Source organism: Tabrizicola sp. T74 (assembly GCF_057219935.1).
Genome location: NZ_JBXVVT010000005.1, coordinates 378951 through 399492, shown reverse-complemented (window position 1 = coordinate 399492; position 20542 = coordinate 378951). Strand labels below are relative to the sequence as shown.

Sequence of the window (20542 nt, the reverse complement as noted above, 5' to 3'; positions counted from 1 at the left end):
GCGGTCAGGCGATCAGCGGCAGGGCCTTTGCCGCAAGGGCGCGGAGGGCGTCGGCAGGCGGTAGCGACAGAAGCAACCCGCGCTGGCCGGCGTTGATCCAGACCCGGTCGGCGGTGCAGGCGTTGGCTTCCAAAGCGGTCGGCACGGCGCGCTTTTGCCCGAAAGGAGAGATGCCGCCGACGTGGTAGCCGGTCAGCTTTTCCGCCTTGGGCACTGGCATCATCGCCGCCGACTTGCCGCCAAAGGCCGCCGCGACGCGCTTCATCGACAGCTGCCGGTCCGAGGGTATCACGCAGCAGGCGGGCTTGCCGTCGACCTCGACCATCAGGGTCTTGAGCATCACGGCTGGGTCGATCCCCAGCGCCTGCGCGGCCTGCAATCCCGTCGCCTCGGCCTTGGGGTCGTAGGGGTAGGGGTGGAGCGTGACCTCGATCCCAAGGGCGGCAAGGGCGCGGAGAGCGGGGGTGGACGACATGGCCAGGTTCCGGCGACACCCTCATCGTTCACTTCGTGTCCTCCTCGCAGGAGTCAGGCGAGGAGTGCACGAAGTGTTCGACGAGCGATCTGGTTCAGTACACCACCACCGCCCGGATCGACTTGCCTGCGTGCATCAGGTCGAAGCCTTCGTTGATGCGGTCCAGCGGCAGGATGTGGGTGATCATCGGGTCAATCTCGATCTTGCCGTCCATGTACCAGTCGACGATCTTCGGCACGTCGGTGCGGCCCCGCGCGCCACCGAAGGCGGTGCCTTTCCAAACCCGCCCGGTGACCAGCTGAAAGGGCCGCGTCTCGATGGTGGCGCCTGCCGGGGCGACGCCGATGATGATCGACTGGCCCCAGCCGCGATGGGTGCATTCCAGCGCGTCGCGCATCACCTTGACGTTGCCGGTGCAGTCGAAGCTGTAGTCCGCCCCGCCGATCTTGTCGAAGGGGGTCTTGGTCATGTCGACGATGGTTTGCACGACCGAGGTGCCCTCGGCCAATTTCTTCGGGTTGACGAAATGGGTCATGCCGAAGCGTTCGCCCCATTCCTTCTTGTCGTCGTTGATGTCGACGCCGATGATCATCCGCGCGCCCGCCATCTTGAGGCCCTGGATCACGTTCAGCCCGATGCCGCCCAGGCCGAAGACCACGGCGGTGGCATCCTGTTCCACCTTGGCGGTGTTCAGGACCGCGCCGATGCCGGTGGTGACGCCGCAGCCGATGTAGCAGATCTTGTCAAAGGGCGCGTCGTCGCGGACCTTGGCCAGCGCGATCTCCGGCATCACGGTGTGCTGGGCAAAGGTCGAGCAGCCCATGTAGTGGTAGATCGGCGTGCCATCCAGCATCGAGAAGCGCGTGGTGCCATCAGGCATCAGGCCCTGACCCTGCGTCGCGCGGATCGCGGTGCAGAGGTTGGTCTTGCGGCTAAGGCAGGACGGGCATTCCCGGCATTCCGGGGTGTAAAGCGGGATGACATGGTCGCCCGGTTTCAAGGACTTGACCCCGGGGCCGCACTTCACCACGACGCCCGCGCCCTCATGCCCCAGGATCGAGGGGAAGATGCCTTCGGGATCGGCGCCCGACAGGGTGAATTCGTCGGTGTGGCAGATGCCGGTGGCCTTGATCTCGATCAGGACCTCGCCCTCTTTGGGGTCGTCAAGGTTGACCTCCATGACCTGCAATGGCTTGCCTGCGGCGACGGCAACGGCGGCACGGGTGCGCATATGGAATTCCCTCCCTTAAGGTTTTCCCGGAACCTGTGCCAATCTGGGGCGTAAAGCAATGCGGGATTCTATCCCGACCCATGAGGACGCGACCATGAAACATGCATTTCCCCTGCTGCTCTGCGCCCCCCTGCTGCTGTCGGCGTGCGTGATGGAGCCGGTGCCGATGCCGCCGGACGACAACCTGTCAAGCTGCGGCGCCGACGACCTGCAGTATCTAGTGGGACGGCCGGGCGTTGTCCTGGACGGGATGCGCTTTTCCCAGGACGTGCGGGTTATCCAGTACGGCATGGCGGTGACGATGGACTATAGCCCCTACCGGCTGAACTTCTGGCTGGACCGCCGCGACGTGATCGAGCGGGTCGTCTGTGGTTAGGCTGGGGCTGTTTCTGGTCCTGGCGTTGGCCGGCTGCGTCGCGGGACCCGAGCAGGACGCCTGCGGCGCGGCCGGGATGCAGGGTCTGGTCGGGACGGACGATGACGTGCTGGCAGCGATGACGCTGCCGGCCGGCACCCGGCTGATCTATCCCGGCACACCGGTGACCGAGGATTACCGTCCGGACCGACTGAACATCGACATCGAGCAGTCCGGCCGGATCAGCGGGGTCTGGTGCGGATAGGAAAAGGCCCCGGCGGATGACCGGGGCCTTTTCTGTTGGTTTGATCCTGCTGCGCCGTGGCGCGGGATCAGTTCATGATGCGGAAATCGGTGTGGCAGTCCTTGCAGGCACCGCCAAGTGCACCCATCCCGGCACCGATCGTTTCGACCGAGGCGACGTCCATTGCGGCAGCGGCGTCACCCATGGCCTTGGCATCAGCCAGGAACTCGTCCCAGTTCGTCCAGATTTCGGGCTTGGCTTCCGAAGCCGGGTCAGCCCCGCCCTGGTCCTTGAAGGCGGCTTCGATGGCGGCGGCGTCAGCGATCAGCGCGGCCTTTGCCGCTTCGGCGGCGGCGGCGTCATAGGCGGCCTTTCCGCCTGCCATGTCGCCCAGGACGCCGATGTTCTTGCCGATGTCGCGCATCAGGTCCGACCGCGCCTTGGCGTTCGGGTCGGTGCGGTCGCCCTTGGCATAGGCGGCGCCGGCAATCACAACAGCGCCGATCATTACGGCTTTGACAAACTTCATTTACTGGCTCCCTCGCTGGTTTCCGGGCCACTATAGGCGCGACATTCCGTCGCGGAAGCCGGACAATTGTGCCCTCACGCACTTGTCATCTGCGGTACGGGAAGACTCGACAGGTGCGCGTGGGGATGGCAAGACGAGAACGTAAAGTGAACATGAGAGTCGCGCATGGCGGGTCGTCGCATCCTGTCGCTGTGGTTTCCCCGGCTGGCCGCAGACCGGGTTGCCCGGCGCCGCGCGGATGCGGTGCCGATGCCGCTGGCCGTGGTGGGCGACCGCAACGGCGCGCAGGTGCTGGTGTCGCTGTCGGTCGAGGCCGAGGCGGCCGGTCTGGCGCTGGGCCAGCCCCTGCGCGATGCGACCGCGATCTGCCCCGCCCTTCTGACCGTCCCCGCTGACCCGCCGGGCGAGGCGCAGTTCCTCATGACCCTGCGCCGCTGGGCCGGGCGCTTTTCGCCCTGGGTGGCCGAGGAACCCCCGGCTGGGCTGATGATCGACCTGACCGGCTCGGCTCATCTGCATGGCGGCGAAGAAGGCGTGCTGGCCCGGGTGGCCGAGGATTGCGAGGGGCTGGGGCTGACCGTGCGCGCGGCGATTGCCGACACGCCCGGCGCGGCCTGGGCGCTCGCGCGCTATGCGCGGGCCGGGTTGACGCCCCTGCGATCCGGCGATGCCATCGACCAGGAGGCGCGGGCGACCCGGTCGCGCGCGGCCAAGCGCCGGGGCTGGGAACGCGGCGGTGGCCCGCCCCGCGTGGTGGCGGCCCGGGGGGCCGAGGCAGCGGTGATCGCCCCGCCCGGGCGGCTCTACGAGGCCTTGGCCGACCTGCCGTTGGCCGCGCTGCGCCTGCCGGGGGATGTGGTCGACCGGCTGACCCGCCTGGGTCTGCGCCGGATCGGCGAGATCAGCGGAATCCCCCGCGCGGCGCTGGCCCGCCGCTTTGGCGCGGATACCCTGCGCCGCCTGGACCAGGCCCTGGGGCTGGAGCCGGAACCGGTCAGCCCCGCCCGCCCGCCGATGCATTTCGCCGTGCGGCTGACGCTGCCCGATCCGATCGGGTTGCGGTCTGATGTCGAGGCGGCGCTGGACCGTCTGCTGCCGCCCTTCTGCGACAAGCTCAAGGCCAAGGGCCGGGGCGTGCGGCGCGTTCTCTTCCAGGGCTTCCGGGCCGATGGCGGGGTGGCATCGGTCGAGGTGGGCCTGGCCCGCGCCAGTGACAGCCCCGACCGTATCCGCCCGCTTCTGCACCTCAAGCTTGACCAGATCGACGCCGGTTTCGGGATCGACTGCCTGCGGCTGGAGGCGCTGGCCACCGAAGCCGTCAGCGCCGTCCAGCATCGCGGGCAGATCGAGGTGACGGCCCATGCGCTGGCCAATCGCGGGCGGCCCCCGACAGGCTCGGCCCAGGCGCTGGAGGACCTGATCGGCCGCCTTGGCGCAAGGCTGGGGACCGAGGCGGTGTTGCGCCTACACCCGGCCGACAGCCATGTGCCGGCGAAATCCGCCAAGGTCCTGATGGCCGCCTGGAGCCAGCCGCATGACGGCCCCTGGCCCGCGCCGCCGTCGCCCCGGCCGCTGGTCATGTTCCGCCCCGAGCCGGTGGACGCGCCCGAGACGCCGGACCTGCCCGCCCGGTTCCGCTGGCGCCGGCGCGAGTTCCGCTTGCGGATGGCGGCGGGGCCGGAACGGCTGCAGCCGGAATGGTGGTTCGAGGACCCCGACTGGCGCGGCGGCACCCGTGATTACTGGCGGGTCGAAACGGACGGGGGCGAACGGCTGTGGCTCTTCTACGGGCGCGGGGGGGCGGTGACCGACCAGTGGTACTGCGAGGGGGTGTTTTCCTGAACCCTTGCGCGAGGGGCACGACTTTTCTGCGAAAAGTCAGACACGTGAACGATTTTGTCTCACGAAAAATCGCAGGGTTGCAAACCTTCGCAGAGGGTTTGTCCCTTCCGAGTTTTCGCCGAAAACTCGTGCTTGCGGGGCCACGATATCCATGGAAACCATCATTCCATGAAGTCCCGCAACCGCATTTCCGTCCACCAGACCCAGCGCATGGCGCTGACGACGGGGCTTGCGACCTCGATCCGCATCCTGCGGGCCGATGCCGCGGGCCTGTCGCGCTATCTGGAAGAGCAGGCAGCGGAAAACCCGCAGATCATCCTGACGCGGCCCCAGGTGCAGGACTGGATCCCGCGCTGGAAATCCGCCTTCGCCTCGGACGCCGAACGGCCCGAGCAGGAGGCCGCCGGTCCCAGCCTTGTCGCCCATGTCCTGGGGCTGATCGAGGCCCTGCGCCTGAACCCGGTCGAGACCCGCATCGCCATGGCCCTGGCCGAAGCGCTGGAGCCGTCCGGCTGGATCGGGCGGTCGCTGCCGGCCATCGCGGGGCAGCTGGGGGTCAGCACCTCTGCAGTGGAAAGCGTGCTGATCCGGCTGCAGGTCCGGGCCGAACCCACCGGCCTTTTCGCCCGCAACCTGGCCGAATGTCTGCGGCTCCAGGCGGAAGAGGCGGGCGAGCTGGACAAGCCGATGCGGGTGCTCTTGGACCGGCTGGATCTTCTGGCCAAGGGCGAGATCGAGCGCATCGCCCGCGAGGCGGGGCTGGAACTGGCCGACCTGCGCCAGGCCTTCGGGCGGCTTCGTAGCTATGACCCCAAGCCAGGCAGCGGTTTCGAGGCCTTTGCCGCCCCGGTCCGCGAACCCGACCTGATCGCCGAGAAGGGCGCTGCGGGCTGGATCGTGTCGCTGAACCGGTCGGCCCTGCCGTCCGTCTCGGTTGCCGAGGGTCGCGGCAAGGGCCGGGCCGAGGCGCGGGCGCTGATCAAGATGATCGAGGGGCGGAACGCGACGCTTCTGTCGGTAGGGCAGGACGTCCTGGCACGGCAAAGCGCGGCGCTGGAGGCAGGGTTTGGCGCACTGGTTCCAATGACCATGGCCGAGGTTGCCCAGTCCCTCGGGCTGCATGAAAGCACGATCAGCCGGGTCGTCGCAGGCACGGCGGTCGACACGCCGCGCGGCACCTGGTGGCTGCGGTCGCTCTTCACCAAGGCCCCGCGTGAGGGCGGCCTTGCGGCGGGCGCCCTGCGGGACAGATTGGCCCGGCTTGTCGCCGGGGAAGACCCCGACCACCCCCTGTCCGACGACGCTTTGGCCGCCGCGCTGGCCGACGACGGCGACCCGCCTATCGCCCGGCGCACGGTTGCCAAGTACCGCAGCATGCTGAACCTGCCCCCCGCGCATCGGCGCCGGCGGCGGCATTGATGTCGCTTCCGGGGCTGACAGCGGCCTGATCCTGCACTAGCTGGCAGGAAACGACGGGGACAGCGGCAAAAATGGCGATCTTTCTGGGTGTCGATACTGGGGGCACCTACACCGATGCGGTGATCCTGGACGAGGCGGCGAATGCCGTCCTTGGCAAGGCCAAGGCGCTGACCAGCCGCCACGACCTGGCCGTGGGGATCGGACAGGCGGTCGATGCGGCCATCGCGGCGGCGGGGGTCCAAGCGTCGGACGTGGCGCTGGTCTCCCTCTCTACCACGCTTGCCACCAACGCACTGGTCGAAGGGCAGGGCGCCCGCGTGGCGCTGGTCTTCATCGGGTTCGACGAGGCCGACCTGGGCCGCAGCGGGCTGACCGAGGCCCTGAAGGGCGACCCCGTGGTGCGCCTGCCCGGCGGCCACACCCATGCCGGGACCGAGGTCGCGCCCCTCGACCTTCCCGCGCTGGAGGCGCAGGTCCGCGCGCTTGGCGAGGAGGTCTCGGGCTTCGCCGTCGCCGCCCAGTTCGCCACGAGGAACCCCGCGCACGAAGTGGCCGCCCGCGACCTGATCCGCCGGGTGACGGGCCGCCCGGTGACCTGCAGCCACGAGCTGTCGGCCAACCTCAACGGCCCGAAGCGCGCCCTGACCGCGGTCCTGAACGCCCGCCTGATCGGCATGATTGACCGCCTCGTCGCCGCCTGCGAACGCCACCTCGCCGCCGTGGGCATCGACGCGCCCCTGATGGTCGTGCGCGGCGACGGGGCGCTGATTTCCGCAGCCATGGTCCGCGAACGCCCGATCGAGACCATCCTCTCCGGCCCCGCCGCGTCCATCGTCGGCGCGCGCTGGCTGACGGGGGCCTCGGATGCCTTGGTCAGCGACATCGGCGGGACGACGACGGATGTGGCGTTGCTGCGGGACGGCCTGCCCGAGATCGACCCGCAAGGCGCCCGCGTTGGCGGCATCCGCACCATGGTCGAGGCCGTGGCGATGCGCACCACCGGCCTTGGCGGCGACAGCGAAGTGCATCTGGTGACCGAGGGGCTGAAGGGCGGCCTCCGCCTTGGTCCCCGGCGGCTGATGCCGGTCTCGCTGCTGGCCGTCGACCACGGCCCGATGGTGCATGCCGCGCTGGACCGCTGGCTGTCCAGTGAGGCCGTGGGCGAGATGGACGGGCGCTTTGTTGTGCCGATGACCGGCCAGCGCGGTGGCCTGAACGCGCGGGACATCGCGGTGCTGGACCGGATCACCCAACCGATGCCGATGGCCAATGCTCTGACTTCCCGGCTGGAAGTGGCCGCTTTGGAGCGGCTGGTGGCGCGGGGGCTGGTGATGATTTCGGGCGTCACGCCCTCGGACGCGGCGCATGTGCTGGGGCGGCTGGACAGCTGGGACGGTGCCGCGGCGGAAAAGGCGTTGCGGCTGATCGCCAAGCGGCGGACCGGGGCGGGCGAACGGTTCGCCACGGGGCCGGAGGTCTTTGCGCAAGCTGTGGTGGATCAGCTGACCCAGCAGACGGTCGATTGCCTCTTGGAGGCAGCCTTTGGCGAAGACGCGGGCTTTGCGGGCGAGGACCCGCAGGCGCTGGCAAGGCACAAGCTGACCACGCAGGGCCTTCATCAGCATCGCGGTGTGGTGAAGGTCGCGGTCAAGCTGGGGGTGCCGGTGATCGGGCTTGGCGCCTCGGCGCCGTCCTATTACGGCGCGGTGGGAGAGCGGCTGCATTGCCCGATGATCCTGCCCGAACACGCAGGGGTGGCGAACGCCATCGGCGCGGTGGCAGGACAGGTCAGCCAGCGGGTGACGGGGACGGTGTCCTCCCCCGCTGAGGGACGGTTCGTGGCGCATCTGGCGGGTGGGCTACAGGTCTTCGCCAGCGCCGATGCCGCCCTTGCGGCGCTGGAGGCGGCTCTGGTGGCCGAAGCTTCAACCCGCGCGAAGGCGGCTGGGGCGGTGGACCTGCGCGTGACCGTCGACCGCGAGGTGAAAGAGGTCGAGATCGAGGGCCGCACCATGTTCATCGAGGCCAGGGTGACCGCCACGGCCTCGGGTCGGCCCCGTGTCGCGCATTAGCGTGGCTCCTCGTTCGCCTTCGGCTTCTCGTCGCACGCTCGGCCTCCGACGAGGGGACGAAGTCGACCGAGGAGGTCTCCCGCAGCGGATTCACCCTTGACCTCTGAGGCACACGCCCTTAATCCGCCGCCCAGTGGCTAGGTAGCTCAGCTGGTTAGAGCGCGCGACTCATAATCGCGAGGTCGAGGGTTCGAGTCCCTCCCTCGCCACCACTTCCTTCTTCAGGCAGGTCCGTGCCGGTCCGGAACACCGGCGGCATCAGAGGGATGCAGGGCAGCGTCCGCTTACCATGTGGCGCGTCACAGTACGCCGCGGCGGGCCAGGTTCTCGATCAGCGCGCGGGTGCCGAAGGTCCAGGGGGCGATTGCGTCGCAGGGCTTGACGGTGTTCACCAGCCTGCCGAGCGGGCCCGAGGAGATCGTCACCCGGTCGCCGGTGTGATGCGTAAAGCCCTGACCGGCCGCGTCGCGGTCCTTGGTGGGGGCGAACATCGTGCCCAGGAACAGCACGAAGCCATCCGGGTACTGGTGGCTGCGGTTCAGGGTCTGGGCGGCGATGTCCTCGGGCGGGCGCGAGATCTGGCCCATGTCGGAATGGTCCTGCAACAGGAACCCGTCCTCGCCCCTGATTTCCAGCCCGACCCGCAGCGCCTTGACCGTGGCCAGGTCGAAGCGCCCGTCGAACAGCCGGATGAACGGGCCGATGGCGGCCGAGGCGTTATTGTCCTTGGCCTTGCCGAGAAGAAGCGCCGAGCGACCCTCGACATCGCGCAGGTTCACGTCATTGCCCAGCGTCGCGCCGACAATGGTGCCCTGGCTGTTCACCGCCAGCACCACTTCCGGCTCCGGATTGTTCCAGGCCGATTTCGCATGCACGCCGATTTCTGCGCCACAACCGACGGCAGCCATCGGCGGGGCCTTGGTAAAGACCTCTGCGTCGGGGCCGATGCCGACCTCAAGATACTGCGACCACATGCCCGCCGCCTGCAGCTTGGCCTTCACCGCCGCCGCCGCGACCGACCCGGGCTTCACCCCGCGCAAGGACCCGCCCAGGATGTCCGCAAGCTCGGCCCGGATCGCCTCCGCCCGCGCGGGGTCGCCCTTAGCACGTTCCTCGATCACCCGTTCGATCATCGACCCGGCAAAGGTCACCCCCGCCGCCTTGATCGCCTGCAAGTCGCAGGGCGCCAGCAGCCGCCCCTGACGCCCAGTGCCGTCGCCGAGGTCCAGGAAGGCATCCAGCGGGCCAAGGTGCGGGACGTCGGCGGACAGCAGGTCCACCAGACCGTCGCGTTCCAGCAGGCCCGACATGGTCGGGGACAGTGCGGTCAGATCGTACAGCTCGCCTTGCCGGCAGAGCACGGGGCAGGGCCCGCCCGCCGCATCCGACCAGACCCGCCCCACCAGCAGGGCAGCGGGGTCATCGGGCAGGATGTCGGTGGCGGAAAGGTGGAGTGGCATCGGGGGTCCCTGTTGTCCGGTTTCGCGCAGAGCCGCGCCCCTAGATCAGAAGCATGACTGCGATCACGATTCCATAGCTGATCTGTCGTGAGTGATCGGCAAACGGTACCCGCGCGCGCCTGGTGGTCGCTGACCGCAGAAGACATCTAGACCCGGCGTGCCATCGGCACGGGGGCGGCCATGGCGCGCAGGTACATCTCGCGGTAATGCGGCAGACGGTCGTCCATCAGGCGTGCGGCCCGTTCGACGGCCTGTCGCTTGCGACCCAGGGTCTCGGCAGCCTCGGCCAGCAGGGCCGCACGGTCCAGACGGGTGACGCGACCGGCTTCCGCGACGATCTCGCCCGCAACCATAGTCAGGCGGACGGAGGCTCCGGTTTCGCAATGCACCAACTGCCGGGGGGCGTGGTTCAGGGGCAGGTAGGCAAGGGCCGAGAGGTCGACCAGGATCAGGTCTGCCGGGGCACTGGGGGAGAGCTGGCCCAGGCCCGGCACCCGCATCGCCTTGCCACCGCCTTCCGTCGCGGCCTGCAGCACCTCCTCGGCCTGCGGCCAGCGCAGCCAGTCGGGGTCGGTCAGCGAATGGATCATCCCGGCGGTCTTCATCACCAGCCACATGTTCACCGCGTCATCGGCAATCGCCTCGTCCACCCCGAGGCAGAGGTTCACCCCCCGGTCGCGTAGCGCACGGAACGGCATGATCCCGGACCCGAGCCGCAGGTTGCTGATCGGGTTGTGCGCAACGCTCGCGCCCGATGCGGCGATGAGATCCATGTCGGCCTCGTCGATCCAGATCGCGTGGATGATGTTCATCCGGTCGGACAGAAGACCGAGGTCGGCGGTGTAGCGCACCAGGGACCGGTCCCCCAGACGCTCCTGCCCGAAGACCCGCTGCAGGCGGGTCTCCAGCATGTGGGCGTAGAACGGGAGGTCATGGGCTCGGCTGATCTCGTCAAGCTCGGCGAAGTAATCCGGTGTCACCCGCTGCGGGGCGGAAATCGAGACGGCGGCCTGCACGCGCCCATCCGCCGCGCCGTGCCAGCGTTGCATGAGGTGGCGGTTCAGGGCGCGCATCTCGGCGTGACCGACCTTCGGCGGCTGGGACAGTTCGGCCTTGAGCGCGGGGGGGACAAGGTCGGCAAGGTAGGGCAGCTTGTCCAGTTCCGGCACGACGGGCTGGTCGATCGCCAGCCGCGCGCGAATGCCGCTGTCAACATAGGCCTGCATCACTGCGTCGATGACATCGGGTTCGGGTTCGGGGACGAAAAAGCAGTCGTCCTGCACGGCGGTCGTGCCGCCCTCCAGCATCTCGATGCAGCCGAGCATCGTGCGCAGGTAAGCCTCGCGCGGGGTGGGGCGGAGGACCTCCAGCTCCGGGCATTCGTAAAGCATGAAGATTTCCAGCGGCATCCCCGGCAGGCGGCCCTTCATGTGGTTGACCGAGGAGTGGAAGTGGCCGTTCACAAGGCCCGGCATCAGAAGGTCGCCCTTTCCGTCGATCACTTTCTCGCCCGGTGCGGGGGTCAGGGGGCCGATCTCTGCGATGCGCCCCGCCTTGACGCGCAGGCAGGTTGCCGGGCCAAGCCCTTCGGGCGCCGCCTGATCCAGCAGGCGGACGTTGGTGAACAGACAGTCCAAGGCTTCCTCCCTGATCCCGCGTCAGCTGCGGGACGAAGCGTGGTAGAACGGGTCCCGTTTCGGCTCGGCCTGCAGGTAGCCCGCGTAGAATTTCTCGACCTCCGGGAAGATCTCGTGCCGAAGCCAGCGCCGTTTTGCCTCGCTGTCGCTGCGGGGCTTGGCGAAGACTTCGGCAATCTCGGCCAGCACGGCCTTGTGGTCGATCCGGGTGAAGGTGCCGTCGCGGAAGATGACTTCGCCGTCGACCATGACCGCATGCACGTCCTTGGCCTTGGCCCGGGCGATCATGGTGTCCAAGGGCGGGATGTCGGGGTCCTGGTAGGGGTAGGTCGCGCTGCCATAGTCCAGCACCACGGCATCGAAGCGGCGGCCCGGGTCAAGCCGCCCGATCTCGGCCCCGAAGGCGGTGGTCAGCGCGCCGTGCTCCGAGGCCATGCGCAGGACCTGTGTCGGCGTCGGCACGGCGGAGTGGTCCATGCCTGGGATGCGGTGGACGGTCAGCGCCATCCGCATTTCCTGCAGCATGTCGCGGTCTTCGTTGATCCCGGCCTCGTCGATGCCCATGCCCACGGTGATCCCGCGTTTCTGCAGCTCCATCAGCGGCAGGACGCCGGACCGCAGCCGGAAGTTCGAGGAACAGTTGTGGCAGACGCAGGTGCCGGTGCCCGCGCAGATTTCGATATCTTCCTCGGTCATCCAGACGCCGTGGCCAAGGGTCAGCTTCGGCCCCAGAAGCCCCAGCTTTTCCAAGTGCTTGACCGCCGTGGTCCCGGTGCGGCGGCGGGCGTATTCCTTTTGGTAGGCGGTCTCCAAGAGGTGCATGTGCATCGGGATGCCGCCGGCGTCCGACCGTTCCTTCATGGCAAGGAGACCGTCGTCCGTCATCCAGTGCAGGTTGGCTGGGGCCAGCTGGATACGGGCGCGGGGGTTGGTGTTGGCAGCCGTCAGCGCGTCGAACAGGGACATGTAGTCCGGGAACGCCATCTTCTGCCGCGCGAAGTTTTCCGCCATCGGCCCGGCCAGATGCGGCGGCAGACGGGCGACGAAATCCTCATCGGCCTCGTAGACGAACCGGTTCTGCTCGCGCACTGCATAGCAGTAGGACACGCGCATCCCGACCGCACGGTAGCCCTCTAGGACGCCCGAGGCAGAGGCGAAGACCTCCTCGTAAGTCCCCGGCGCCCAGCCCTGGATGTGCTGGACGGTGGTCACCCCGGTCGAGATCATCTCGAAGGCGGAATAGAGCGTGTCGAGCCGGGGGTCGATGTCGCGCATCGTCAGCCGGGCGGCGAACCACAGTTCCAGCGCAAAGTCCGGCGCGCCGTGCTGCAGGGGGGTGATGCCAAGGTGGTGATGGCTATTCACCAGCCCCGGCATCATCAGGTGGTTCCCGTAGCGGACCTCCTTCGCGCCCGGATAGGCCGCGCGGATCGTGGCGGCGGAGCCTACGGCCAGCACGACACCATCTTCATGCGCCAGCGCGGCGTCTTCAATGATGTCCGGCTCGGTGACAGACTTCGCGCCGGTGACGATCCAGCGGGCCGAGGCAAGTTCGACGGTCATAGCAGTTCCTGTTCCTGAAAAGCCTTGGTCACCTCTTCCGCCAACAGCGCCTCGCAGCGGCGGGCGAGGTCGATCATTTCCGGCCCCCGCAAGTCGCGCGGGCGGGGGGCGTCGATGGCGATCTCGGCCTTGATCTGGCCGGGGCGGGCGGTGAAGACGACGATGCGGTCGGCAAGCGCCAGCGCCTCGTCGATGGAGTGGGTGACCAGCAGCACCGAGGCGCCCGACGCCCGCCAGATCGCCAGCAGGTGGTCCTGCATCCGGGCGCGGGTCTGGATGTCGAGCGCGGCGAAGGGTTCGTCCATCAGCAGGACCTTCGGGTCCATCGCCAGGGCCCGCGCCAGTGCCGCCCGCTGTCGCATGCCGCCCGAAAGCTCATCCGGTCGCTTGTCCCCTGCGCCGCCCAGGCCGACCATGCGCAGAAGCTTGTCGACCTTTTCCGCCCGCGCCCCAGGCTGACCGCCCTTGATCGACAGGCCGAAGCCCAAGTTGTCGCGCACTGAGAGCCAGGGGAACAGCGCTGCCTCCTGAAAGATCAGGCTGCGTTCGGGCGAGGGTTCCTTGACCGGCAGCCCGTCGAAGGTCACCGTGCCAGAGGTCGCATCCTCCAGCCCCGCGACGATGTAGAGAAGCGAGCTTTTCCCGCAGCCCGAGGGGCCAAGGAGGACGACGAACTCGCCCGGTTTCACGTCCAGCGTCAGGTTGGTGACGGCGGGCACCGGGTCGGGCCCATCGGGGTTCCAGACCTTGGAGACATTGGTGATCGACAGTCCCAGCATCACAGCGCCCCGATGTTGGACGGCTGGATCCACCACAACACCTTCCGCTGGATCAGGCGCAGGGCCTGGTCGAAGAGGAAACCCGTGAGGCCGATCAGCGTCATGGTGAAGAAGACAAGGCTCGCGTTGAAGGTGTTGCGGGCCATCATGGTGACCTGACCGAGACCCGATCCAACACCCACCGCCTCGGCGATCAGGACGACCATCCAGGCGCCGAAGAGGTTCATCCGCAGCGTGACGAACAGCCCCGGCAGGATCGCAGGCAGGATCACCCGCAGGAAGATCTGCCGCTTCGACGCCCCCATGACGCGGGCCAGCTGGATGTAGTGGCGCGGGACGGCGTCGATCTGCGCGAGCGTCGCAAGGACCATCACGAAGAAGATCGAGATGAAGACAAGGAAGATCGCCGGCGGGTTGCCGATGCCGAAGACGAAGATCGCCACCGGCAGCCAGGCGACGGGAGAGATCGGCGCAAGCATGGTGATCAACGGCAGGGTCAGCTTGCCGAAGATGCCGAAGTAGCGGATCGCCACGCCGACGATGACCGAGGCGACGAAGCCGATCAGCAGCCCCAGGAAGACCCGCAAGGACGACCAGCCGATGACCCCCAGGACCGACAGGAACGACCCCCCCGTCGACAGCGCGCCGATGCGTTCGCCGTTCGGATCGAAGAAGCGGAACTGCTCGGTCAGATTTGCGAGGAAGATGTGCGGTGGCGGCAAGAGTAGCGGGTTCGCCCAGCCCCGCCACCAGGCAAGCTCCCAGAAGGCGACGAACAGCCCGATGGACAGGCTGGCCCAGCCGATGGACTTGGCCAGGGGCAGCCAGCGGGCGACCCCCGGTGATTTCCGGCGCAGGCTGGCGCTGGCGGGCAGGCTGTTGTCGCTCATCTGGTCCCCCTTACGCCGACTTCAGCTTCAGTCCGGCGAAAAGGTCGGCGTTCTCGGCGATCACGGCTTCCAGCAGGGTCCAGTCCACCGCCTCGTCCGGCATCAGGTTCTTCACGTAGCCCATCGCCTGCATCGACGCCGAACGGTCCTTGAAGAAGGCCGTGTTCAGCCGCTGGTCGATCATGATCGGCTGGCGGGACTGGGCCAGCGTCAGGGCCTCGATGTCGGTCTTGTAGTAGGTGCCGACAGTCTGGTTCAGCGCGGCCGCGACATCGGCCTCAGCCTGGCTTTGCGCGGTCATCATCGCCTTGATCAGCGCCTTCACTGCATCGGGGTTCGACTCGATCAGCGGCGTCCCGGCGGCAAGCACGCAGTCGGAATAGTTCGCGCCGTAGAGGTCGATGCCGTCGGTCAGGATCGACGAGCCAGCCCGTTCCGTCAGGCACTGCGTCGCATAGGGTTCGATATGGCAGACCGCGTCGATCGCCCCGTTGATGTAGGCTGCGGCCAGTTCCGGCGAGGTGTTGAAGTACTTGACCTCGACATCCTGGAACGACAGGCCCGCCTTGACCAGGTAGTCATAGGGCAGCACTTCCAGCGTGTCGGCCTGGAAGGTCCCGATGGACTTGCCCTTCAGGTCTTCGGCCTTGGTGATGCCTTCGGCGGCGACCAGCACGCAGCCCTGCACACCGGCGCCTGCGACGATCTTCACCGGCGCGCCTTGGTCGACGAGGGTCAGGAAGTTCGAATAGGGGATGACCGAGACATCGACGATACCGGCGCCGAACAGCGTCACCACGTCGGTCGTCGTCGGGGCCACGACGAATTCCAGATTCACGCCATCGGCTTCTGCAAGCTTCCGCTCCTTGGCCAAGAAGATCCCCAGGTTGCACAGGCCCGAGCCGTGAGTGGCCTTCAGCGTCGTCGGGTCAGCCGCAAAGGCCCCGGTCGCACCGATGATCTGCACCGCGCCCGAGGACAGCGCCACCGCCGCCAGCGCCCCGAAGCCCGTCTTCAGGAACCCGCGGCGCGAGGCTTCCATGATCTTGGCATGGGTATTTCCACATCTGTCGCACATGATTTCGACCTCTCTCTGTTGCGTCACAGGTCGGGTCGAGGTGCGCCAGACAAGCAGCAGAACCGTCGACCTTAGTCGCGAGTGACGAGTTCGGCACGCCAACCTTGAGAAGAGGGTGTTGAAAAGGGTGTCGCCACCCTCCCTGCGCTGAGGTTCAGGAAAGGGGGCAGGGCGATTCGTTAACAGCGGTTTCTGAGCCAGGTTGCGGCTTCGGGCGTGCCGTGCTGCGTTGCGGCAGAAAGCTGGTCAGTTTACCGGGCAGAAGGCCAAGATTTGGGCAGGTCGCGAATCCGGCACCGTCTCAGAGGCGGGCAAAGACACCGCCCCAGCCGGTGACGAGCGCCGGGTCCAACCCCACCTGCCGCAAGCAGAAGGCCGCCGTGACCGCCACGGAATCCAGCACGGGAAGGCCCAGCTCTGCCTCCAGCGCCTCCGCCAGCGGCGCGCCGCGGAAGTTGGTGCAGATGATGGCGATGGCGTCAGGCTTGGCCTGGGCCACTTGCCGCACCAGACCCGCGACACGGTCGGGGCTGTAGTCGGCGAAGGAATGGTTGCCCTTGTCCGACAGGTGCACCTCCGCCACCACATCGATGCCCTGCGCGGCGAAGTTGGCGATGATCTTCGCCTGGATCTCTGGCAGGTAGGGCGTCACCAGGCCCAGCCTGCGGACCCCCGTCTGCGCCAGGATCGCCTGATAGGCCAGCATGGTCGAGGTCGCCGCCACCCCCGTCCGTTCCGTGATCGCCGCGCACAGCGACCGGTCGCGGTCGAGCCCCAGCCAGGAGGCCGAGGTGCCGTTCCAGCAGATCAGCCGGGGCAGCGTCTCGGCCAACCGGTCGGCGGCCTCCAGGATCGGCTCCAGCGCGAATTGCCCGGTCGAGGCATCCGACAGCGAGATTTCTACCACGCGGAAGCGGGCGTAGTGCACGCTCGCCGCATCGCCGAACGGGGCCAGCATGGCCGAGGTATAGGGTTCAAGCACCGTGTTGGACGACGGCACCAGCATCCCGATGCGGACTGGCTGGGTCATGGGTCTTCCTCTTGGGCAATCAAGCGGGCAAGGGCAGGGGACAGGCCGGTGGAGCGTTTCGGCACCGGCCGCGCCGCCCACCCGGCCCCAAGCCCCGCCAGAGCCACAGCCTGCCGCGTCGCCGCCGTGATCGGGTCCAAGAGGATCGCCGGGACCTCGCCCGCCATGTCTTGCGCCAGCCCCGCCAATGGCGCGCCGCCCAGGATCACCACATCCGCCCCGTCCCGGGCCGCTTCGGTCGCCAGGTCCCGCAACACCGTCCGCCGGGTCTCGGCCACATCGCCGACCTGCGCAGCATGGTCGGGCGGCGTCCGCACCCCCAGACAGTGCGGGCCCGCTCCCAACGCCTCGACGCTGGCCAGATACCAGCCGCGCATCGCCGGGGTGAAGGTGACGATGGCAAAGCGCTGCCCCAGCTGCAGCGCCGAAAGGATTGACGCCTCGGCCATGCCAACGACCGGGAAGCCGAACAGCTCACGCGCTGCCGGAAGGCCCGGGTCGCCGAAGGCCGCGATGATGGCCGCGTCGGCGGGTCCGGCCGCGGCGATCATCTCCAGCGCGATGGCCCCGGCAATCTGCGCCTCGGCCAGCGAGGAGATGTACGGAAACCCGCGCGGGGCGGTCAGCGGGATGACCTCAGCCCCCGGCGCAGCCGCCCGGGCCAGCGCGGCCATGCGGTCGGTCATGCCTTGCGTCATGTTCGGGTTCACCAGGAGAAGCCGCATCAGGATACCCCCGACAGCACCGGGGCCAGCCGCTCGGCCAGTCCCAGAAGGGCTGCGTCCTGTCCGGGCCCGGCCATGATCTGGATGCCCAGCGGCAGGCCGGTCCGGGTATGGCCACTGGGCAGGCTGATCGCCGGGATGCCCGCATGGTTCGCCTGCGGCGTGAAGGTGGCATGGTCCCGTGCCGAAGCGGGGCGGCCCCCGATGCTGGGCGGCGCGATCAGGTCTACGCTCCAGGCCGGGCAGGGCGTGGTCGGGGTCAGCAGGAAGGGGTGGCGGGACAGGAAAGCGCGCAGCGTCTCGCCCATGCGGTGGCTGGCCTGGTGCGCCTCGGCGACCTCGACGCCTGACAGGGCCAACCCACGCTCGATCTGCGCGGCGATATCGGGGTCGAACTGCCCCGGGTCCGCGCGGAAGGCGTCCCCATACAGCGCGGCAAGGCCCGCCCATTGCAGCGGGGCCACGTCGCCTCGCCCCGCCCCTTTGGGCCATTCGGGGGCGGCATCGACAAGGGCGAAGTCCGCCGCACGCAGCAGATCGAGAACGGCCGCGAAGTTCGCCGCAACATCGTCGTCCAGCGGTTGGTCAACGCCGAAGCTGGACGCCACGGCCAGCGCTGGCATGCCCGCCTGCGGCGCTGGGGACAGCCCCGCCAGAACGGTCATGGCCAGCGTGATGTCTTCTATCCCGCGCGCGATGGGGCAGATCGTCGAGATACCCCAGACCGGCTCGGCAAAGCCCGGGCCGTAAGGGATAGCATCCTGCGAGGGCTTGAAGCCCGCCACGCCCACATGCGCCGGTGGCCTGCGCGACGAGCCCCCGGCATCCGTCCCCAGCGCCAACGGCACGTAGCCCGCCGCCACCGCTGCCGCCGGTCCACCAGAGGAGCCGCCCGGCGTCAGGCGTGGGTCGACCGGGTTCCGTGTCCGGCCATAAAGCGGGCTTTCGGTGACGCCCTTGCAGGCAAACTCCGAACAGGTGCCGATGCCGACGACCACCGCCCCCGCCTGCCGCAGCCGCGCGACCGAGACGGCATCCTCTGGCGCGATGAACCCCGCAAACAGCCGTGACCCCTGCGTTGCCGGCAGCCCCTGTACCCAGATGTTGTCCTTGATCACCACCGGCACGCCGGCGAGCGGCAGCCGTTCCCCAGCCGCCAGCCGCCTTGCCACAGCTTCCGCCGCCTCCAGCGCATTAGGGGCGACGCAGGTCAGTGCGTTAAGCGTGGGTTCGTGCCGTGCGATCCGGTCGAGGCTGCGCTGCACCACCTCCACGGGGCTGACGCGCCCATCACGCACCGCGGCAGCAATCCCGCTTGCGGTTTCCGGCAGGTCTGCGCGCGTCGGATCGCTCAATGCCACCTCCTCATCCCGGGCCGCGACGCTCCGCGCGTTTCCGGCGCGGGCGCAAGCGGTTGCAGGAAACCGCCGCCGCAGCAGCCCGTAAATGCCGCCGTTTGCAGCCGCCAGGCGCGACTATGCCCAGAAAACGGGCAGGACGCGGCGTGGCCGTAGCGCGCCTCAGGGGCTGGGGATGATGAAATCCGGCACGATGCCCGAGGCCGCGATGAAGGGCGCGGTATCCCGCCCGGCGAAAAGTCCGTGGTCGGTGACCAGCACACTGCGGCACCCGGCCGCCGCGCCACCCAGGACGTCGGTGTGCAATGTGTCGCCCACCATTGCCAGGCGGTCGGGGGCAAGGCCTGTGCGCGCGATGCCTTCGGCAAAGGCATCGCCGAACGGTTTGCCGAACCAGTGGACCTCGCCGCCGATGGCGTCGAGCAGGTCATGACCGAACAGCCCCGGCTCCAGCGTCAGGCCATCTTCGCGGGGGGCGACGATGTCGGGGTTTGCGATGACCAAGGGGCGCGGACGGCGGGCCAGTGCCTCGACCAGACGGGCCTGCAGGGTGGGGGTCCAGCGGGCGGTCGACAGGAACAGGATACCGTCGGCAGTGTCGAAGGTGGAAGGGTCGGCCACCGCATCGACCAGCCGGGCCGGGATGTCGGCAAAACTATCCCCCGCCGCCGCAATAGCTGCCCAGGTCGCGCCGGGGGCGATGGCCTGCAGCCGCGCCACGGCTACATCGCGGGAGGCCACGACCTCCTCCGCGGTGAAGTCGAACCCCAGCCGGTGGTACTTGGCCAAAAGCTGCGCCCGGGTATAGCTCGCGGCATTGGTCAGGACCGCCAGCCGCTTGCCCCGCGCCCGAAGCGAGGCCATCCGCGCCACCGCGCCGGGGATCGCGGTTTCGCCCACATTCAGCACGCCAAAGGCATCGAGGAGGAACCCGTCGACATGATCGGCCACCGCGTCCAGCGACGGCAGGTTCAGCGACCGCGCCGGATAGCGGGCCAGCGGCAGGCGGGGGCGGATCGCCTCGTACCGGGCAAAGGCGGAAACGGCGTCGGACATCAGCCCGCCCGCCGTCGCATCCAGCGACACGTCAGACACTGGTGAACCCGCCTTCCACCATCAGAAGCGCCCCGTTCACCATGGCCGAGGCGTCAGAGGCGAGGTAGAGCGCGGCATCGGCCACCTCCACCGGCTCGGCAAACCGGCGCGCTGGGGTCGCGTTGCGGAACGGGTCTCCCTTTTCCGGCTTCCCCCAGACTTCGACCCCCATCGGCGTCATCACCACTGTCGGGCAGATCGCGTTGACCTGCACGTTGAACCGCGCCCATTCGGCGCAGAGCGACTTCGTGAGCGCATTCAGCCCGCCCTTTGAGGACGCATAGGCCGCATGGTCATCCAGCGCGATCACCCCGGTCTGCGAGGAGATGTTGATCACCTTCCCCCACCTTTGCGCGATCATCGCCGGGGCCAGGGTCCGCGCGGTCAGGAACGGGGCGCGGAGGTTGACGGCCATCATCCGGTCCCAGGCCTCGGTGGTGAAGTCGACGGCGGGGGCGACATGGGCGATTCCGGCCGAGTTCACCAGGATATCGATCGTCCCCCATTCCTTCAGCGCCGTTTCGCAGGCTTCGACGGGTTCGGTCGGGCTTTCCATCTCGGCCACCAGCGTCAGGCAGCGGCGGCCTTGCGCGCGAACCGCATCCGCCGTGGCGGCGAGGTCGGCCTTGTCGCGGCCCAAAGCCACGATATCGGCCCCGGCCTCGGCGAAGACCCGGGCGATCTCGGCCCCGATCCCCTTGGAGGCCCCGGTGACCAGCGCCTTGCGGCCCTGAAGGGAAAAGCGGTCTTGCCAGCCCAT

Annotated in this window: 19 protein-coding genes and 1 tRNA gene; 6 read left to right on the top strand and 14 right to left on the bottom strand. The window is 68.4% G+C overall.

Annotation, left to right across the window (positions count from 1 at the left end; translation table 11 throughout):
• Positions 1–4: 4 nt before the first annotated feature.
• Positions 5–475, bottom strand: coding sequence for a Cys-tRNA(Pro) deacylase (gene ybaK, locus AC2EAL_RS16845; RefSeq protein ID WP_484725386.1), 471 nt, complete (start codon positions 473–475; stop codon positions 5–7).
• Positions 476–569: 94 nt separating this feature from the next.
• Positions 570–1706, bottom strand: coding sequence for an S-(hydroxymethyl)glutathione dehydrogenase/class III alcohol dehydrogenase (locus AC2EAL_RS16840; protein WP_484725385.1), 1137 nt, complete (start codon positions 1704–1706; stop codon positions 570–572).
• A 94-nt stretch (positions 1707–1800) separates the two neighbouring features.
• On the opposite strand from AC2EAL_RS16840, the gene AC2EAL_RS16835 reads away from it, so the two are divergent.
• Positions 1801–2082: an I78 family peptidase inhibitor gene (locus AC2EAL_RS16835; RefSeq protein WP_484725384.1), complete on the top strand. Its 282-nt coding sequence runs from the start codon at positions 1801–1803 to the stop codon at positions 2080–2082.
• Complete coding sequence (locus AC2EAL_RS16830) at positions 2075–2326, top strand: I78 family peptidase inhibitor (protein WP_484725383.1); 252 nt, start codon at positions 2075–2077, stop codon at positions 2324–2326. Before AC2EAL_RS16835 ends, AC2EAL_RS16830 begins: the two co-directional genes overlap by 8 nt.
• A 67-nt stretch (positions 2327–2393) precedes the next feature.
• Here the strand turns inward: AC2EAL_RS16830 and AC2EAL_RS16825 are convergent, their stop codons facing one another.
• Positions 2394–2834, bottom strand: a complete 441-nt coding sequence (locus tag AC2EAL_RS16825) for a cytochrome c (protein WP_484725382.1) — start codon at positions 2832–2834, stop codon at positions 2394–2396.
• 165 nt (positions 2835–2999) lie between these two features.
• On the opposite strand from AC2EAL_RS16825, the gene AC2EAL_RS16820 reads away from it, so the two are divergent.
• The 4 genes from AC2EAL_RS16820 to AC2EAL_RS16805 all read left to right on the top strand — a co-directional run bounded on the left by AC2EAL_RS16820 (position 3000) and on the right by AC2EAL_RS16805 (position 8379).
• A complete protein-coding gene (locus AC2EAL_RS16820; RefSeq protein ID WP_484725381.1) occupies positions 3000–4676 on the top strand; it encodes a Y-family DNA polymerase in 1677 nt (558 codons plus the stop codon).
• A gap of 168 nt (positions 4677–4844) precedes the next feature.
• Entirely contained in the window at positions 4845–6095 is a 1251-nt protein-coding gene (locus tag AC2EAL_RS16815; RefSeq protein WP_484725380.1) for an RNA polymerase factor sigma-54, read from the top strand.
• A 71-nt stretch (positions 6096–6166) separates the two neighbouring features.
• Positions 6167–8167 (top strand): hydantoinase/oxoprolinase N-terminal domain-containing protein, encoded by a 2001-nt coding sequence (locus AC2EAL_RS16810; RefSeq protein WP_484725379.1) that lies wholly within the window; start codon positions 6167–6169, stop codon positions 8165–8167.
• 135 nt (positions 8168–8302) lie between these two features.
• Positions 8303–8379: transfer RNA gene (locus AC2EAL_RS16805), tRNA-Met, on the top strand.
• Between the two features lie 87 nt (positions 8380–8466).
• Here the strand turns inward: AC2EAL_RS16805 and AC2EAL_RS16800 are convergent.
• From AC2EAL_RS16800 to AC2EAL_RS16750, 11 genes are all read right to left on the bottom strand, one after another.
• Positions 8467–9627: a fumarylacetoacetate hydrolase family protein gene (locus AC2EAL_RS16800; protein WP_484725378.1), complete on the bottom strand. Its 1161-nt coding sequence runs from the start codon at positions 9625–9627 to the stop codon at positions 8467–8469.
• Positions 9628–9773: 146 nt separating this feature from the next.
• A complete protein-coding gene (locus tag AC2EAL_RS16795; protein WP_484725377.1) occupies positions 9774–11264 on the bottom strand; it encodes an amidohydrolase family protein in 1491 nt (496 codons plus the stop codon).
• A gap of 21 nt (positions 11265–11285) precedes the next feature.
• Positions 11286–12827, bottom strand: coding sequence for an amidohydrolase family protein (locus AC2EAL_RS16790; protein ID WP_484725376.1), 1542 nt, complete (start codon positions 12825–12827; stop codon positions 11286–11288).
• Positions 12824–13606, bottom strand: a complete 783-nt coding sequence (locus tag AC2EAL_RS16785; RefSeq protein WP_484725375.1) for an ABC transporter ATP-binding protein — start codon at positions 13604–13606, stop codon at positions 12824–12826. Before AC2EAL_RS16785 ends, AC2EAL_RS16790 begins: the two co-directional genes overlap by 4 nt.
• The gene (locus AC2EAL_RS16780; RefSeq protein WP_484725374.1) at positions 13606–14496 is read right to left on the bottom strand and encodes an ABC transporter permease; all 891 of its coding nucleotides are present in this window, start codon (positions 14494–14496) and stop codon (positions 13606–13608) included. Before AC2EAL_RS16780 ends, AC2EAL_RS16785 begins: the two co-directional genes overlap by 1 nt.
• A gap of 10 nt (positions 14497–14506) precedes the next feature.
• Complete coding sequence (locus tag AC2EAL_RS16775) at positions 14507–15538, bottom strand: ABC transporter substrate-binding protein (protein WP_484725373.1); 1032 nt, start codon at positions 15536–15538, stop codon at positions 14507–14509.
• A gap of 337 nt (positions 15539–15875) precedes the next feature.
• Positions 15876–16604 carry a maleate cis-trans isomerase family protein gene (locus tag AC2EAL_RS16770; RefSeq protein ID WP_484725372.1) on the bottom strand — a complete coding sequence of 243 codons (729 nt, stop codon included), beginning with the start codon at positions 16602–16604 and terminating at the stop codon, positions 15876–15878.
• Complete coding sequence (locus AC2EAL_RS16765; RefSeq protein ID WP_484725371.1) at positions 16601–17329, bottom strand: aspartate/glutamate racemase family protein; 729 nt, start codon at positions 17327–17329, stop codon at positions 16601–16603. Before AC2EAL_RS16765 ends, AC2EAL_RS16770 begins: the two co-directional genes overlap by 4 nt.
• A complete protein-coding gene (locus tag AC2EAL_RS16760; RefSeq protein ID WP_484725370.1) occupies positions 17329–18684 on the bottom strand; it encodes an amidase in 1356 nt (451 codons plus the stop codon). The genes AC2EAL_RS16765 and AC2EAL_RS16760 overlap by 1 nt, the downstream gene beginning before the upstream one ends.
• A gap of 165 nt (positions 18685–18849) precedes the next feature.
• Positions 18850–19782, bottom strand: a complete 933-nt coding sequence (locus AC2EAL_RS16755) for an HAD-IIA family hydrolase (protein ID WP_484725369.1) — start codon at positions 19780–19782, stop codon at positions 18850–18852.
• Complete coding sequence (locus tag AC2EAL_RS16750; protein ID WP_484725368.1) at positions 19775–20542, bottom strand: SDR family NAD(P)-dependent oxidoreductase; 768 nt, start codon at positions 20540–20542, stop codon at positions 19775–19777. The genes AC2EAL_RS16755 and AC2EAL_RS16750 overlap by 8 nt, the downstream gene beginning before the upstream one ends.

Bases quoted from the DNA above. Each gene is read 5' to 3' on its own strand.
- AC2EAL_RS16770 (WP_484725372.1), bottom strand. From the start codon at position 16,604: ATGACCCAGCCAGTCCGCATCGGGATGCTGGTGCCGTCGTCCAACACG.
- AC2EAL_RS16785 (WP_484725375.1), bottom strand. From the start codon at position 13,606: ATGCTGGGACTGTCGATCACCAATGTCTCCAAGGTCTGGAACCCCGAT.
- AC2EAL_RS16815 (WP_484725380.1), top strand. From the start codon at position 4,845: ATGAAGTCCCGCAACCGCATTTCCGTCCACCAGACCCAGCGCATGGCG.
- AC2EAL_RS16780 (WP_484725374.1), bottom strand. From the start codon at position 14,496: ATGAGCGACAACAGCCTGCCCGCCAGCGCCAGCCTGCGCCGGAAATCA.
- AC2EAL_RS16765 (WP_484725371.1), bottom strand. From the start codon at position 17,329: ATGCGGCTTCTCCTGGTGAACCCGAACATGACGCAAGGCATGACCGAC.
- AC2EAL_RS16775 (WP_484725373.1), bottom strand. From the start codon at position 15,538: ATGGAAGCCTCGCGCCGCGGGTTCCTGAAGACGGGCTTCGGGGCGCTG.
- AC2EAL_RS16800 (WP_484725378.1), bottom strand. From the start codon at position 9,627: ATGCCACTCCACCTTTCCGCCACCGACATCCTGCCCGATGACCCCGCT.
- AC2EAL_RS16820 (WP_484725381.1), top strand. From the start codon at position 3,000: ATGGCGGGTCGTCGCATCCTGTCGCTGTGGTTTCCCCGGCTGGCCGCA.
- AC2EAL_RS16835 (WP_484725384.1), top strand. From the start codon at position 1,801: ATGAAACATGCATTTCCCCTGCTGCTCTGCGCCCCCCTGCTGCTGTCG.
- AC2EAL_RS16825 (WP_484725382.1), bottom strand. From the start codon at position 2,834: ATGAAGTTTGTCAAAGCCGTAATGATCGGCGCTGTTGTGATTGCCGGC.
- ybaK (WP_484725386.1), bottom strand. From the start codon at position 475: ATGTCGTCCACCCCCGCTCTCCGCGCCCTTGCCGCCCTTGGGATCGAG.
- AC2EAL_RS16810 (WP_484725379.1), top strand. From the start codon at position 6,167: ATGGCGATCTTTCTGGGTGTCGATACTGGGGGCACCTACACCGATGCG.
- AC2EAL_RS16750 (WP_484725368.1), bottom strand. From the start codon at position 20,542: ATGGGCTGGCAAGACCGCTTTTCCCTTCAGGGCCGCAAGGCGCTGGTC.
- AC2EAL_RS16840 (WP_484725385.1), bottom strand. From the start codon at position 1,706: ATGCGCACCCGTGCCGCCGTTGCCGTCGCCGCAGGCAAGCCATTGCAG.
- AC2EAL_RS16790 (WP_484725376.1), bottom strand. From the start codon at position 12,827: ATGACCGTCGAACTTGCCTCGGCCCGCTGGATCGTCACCGGCGCGAAG.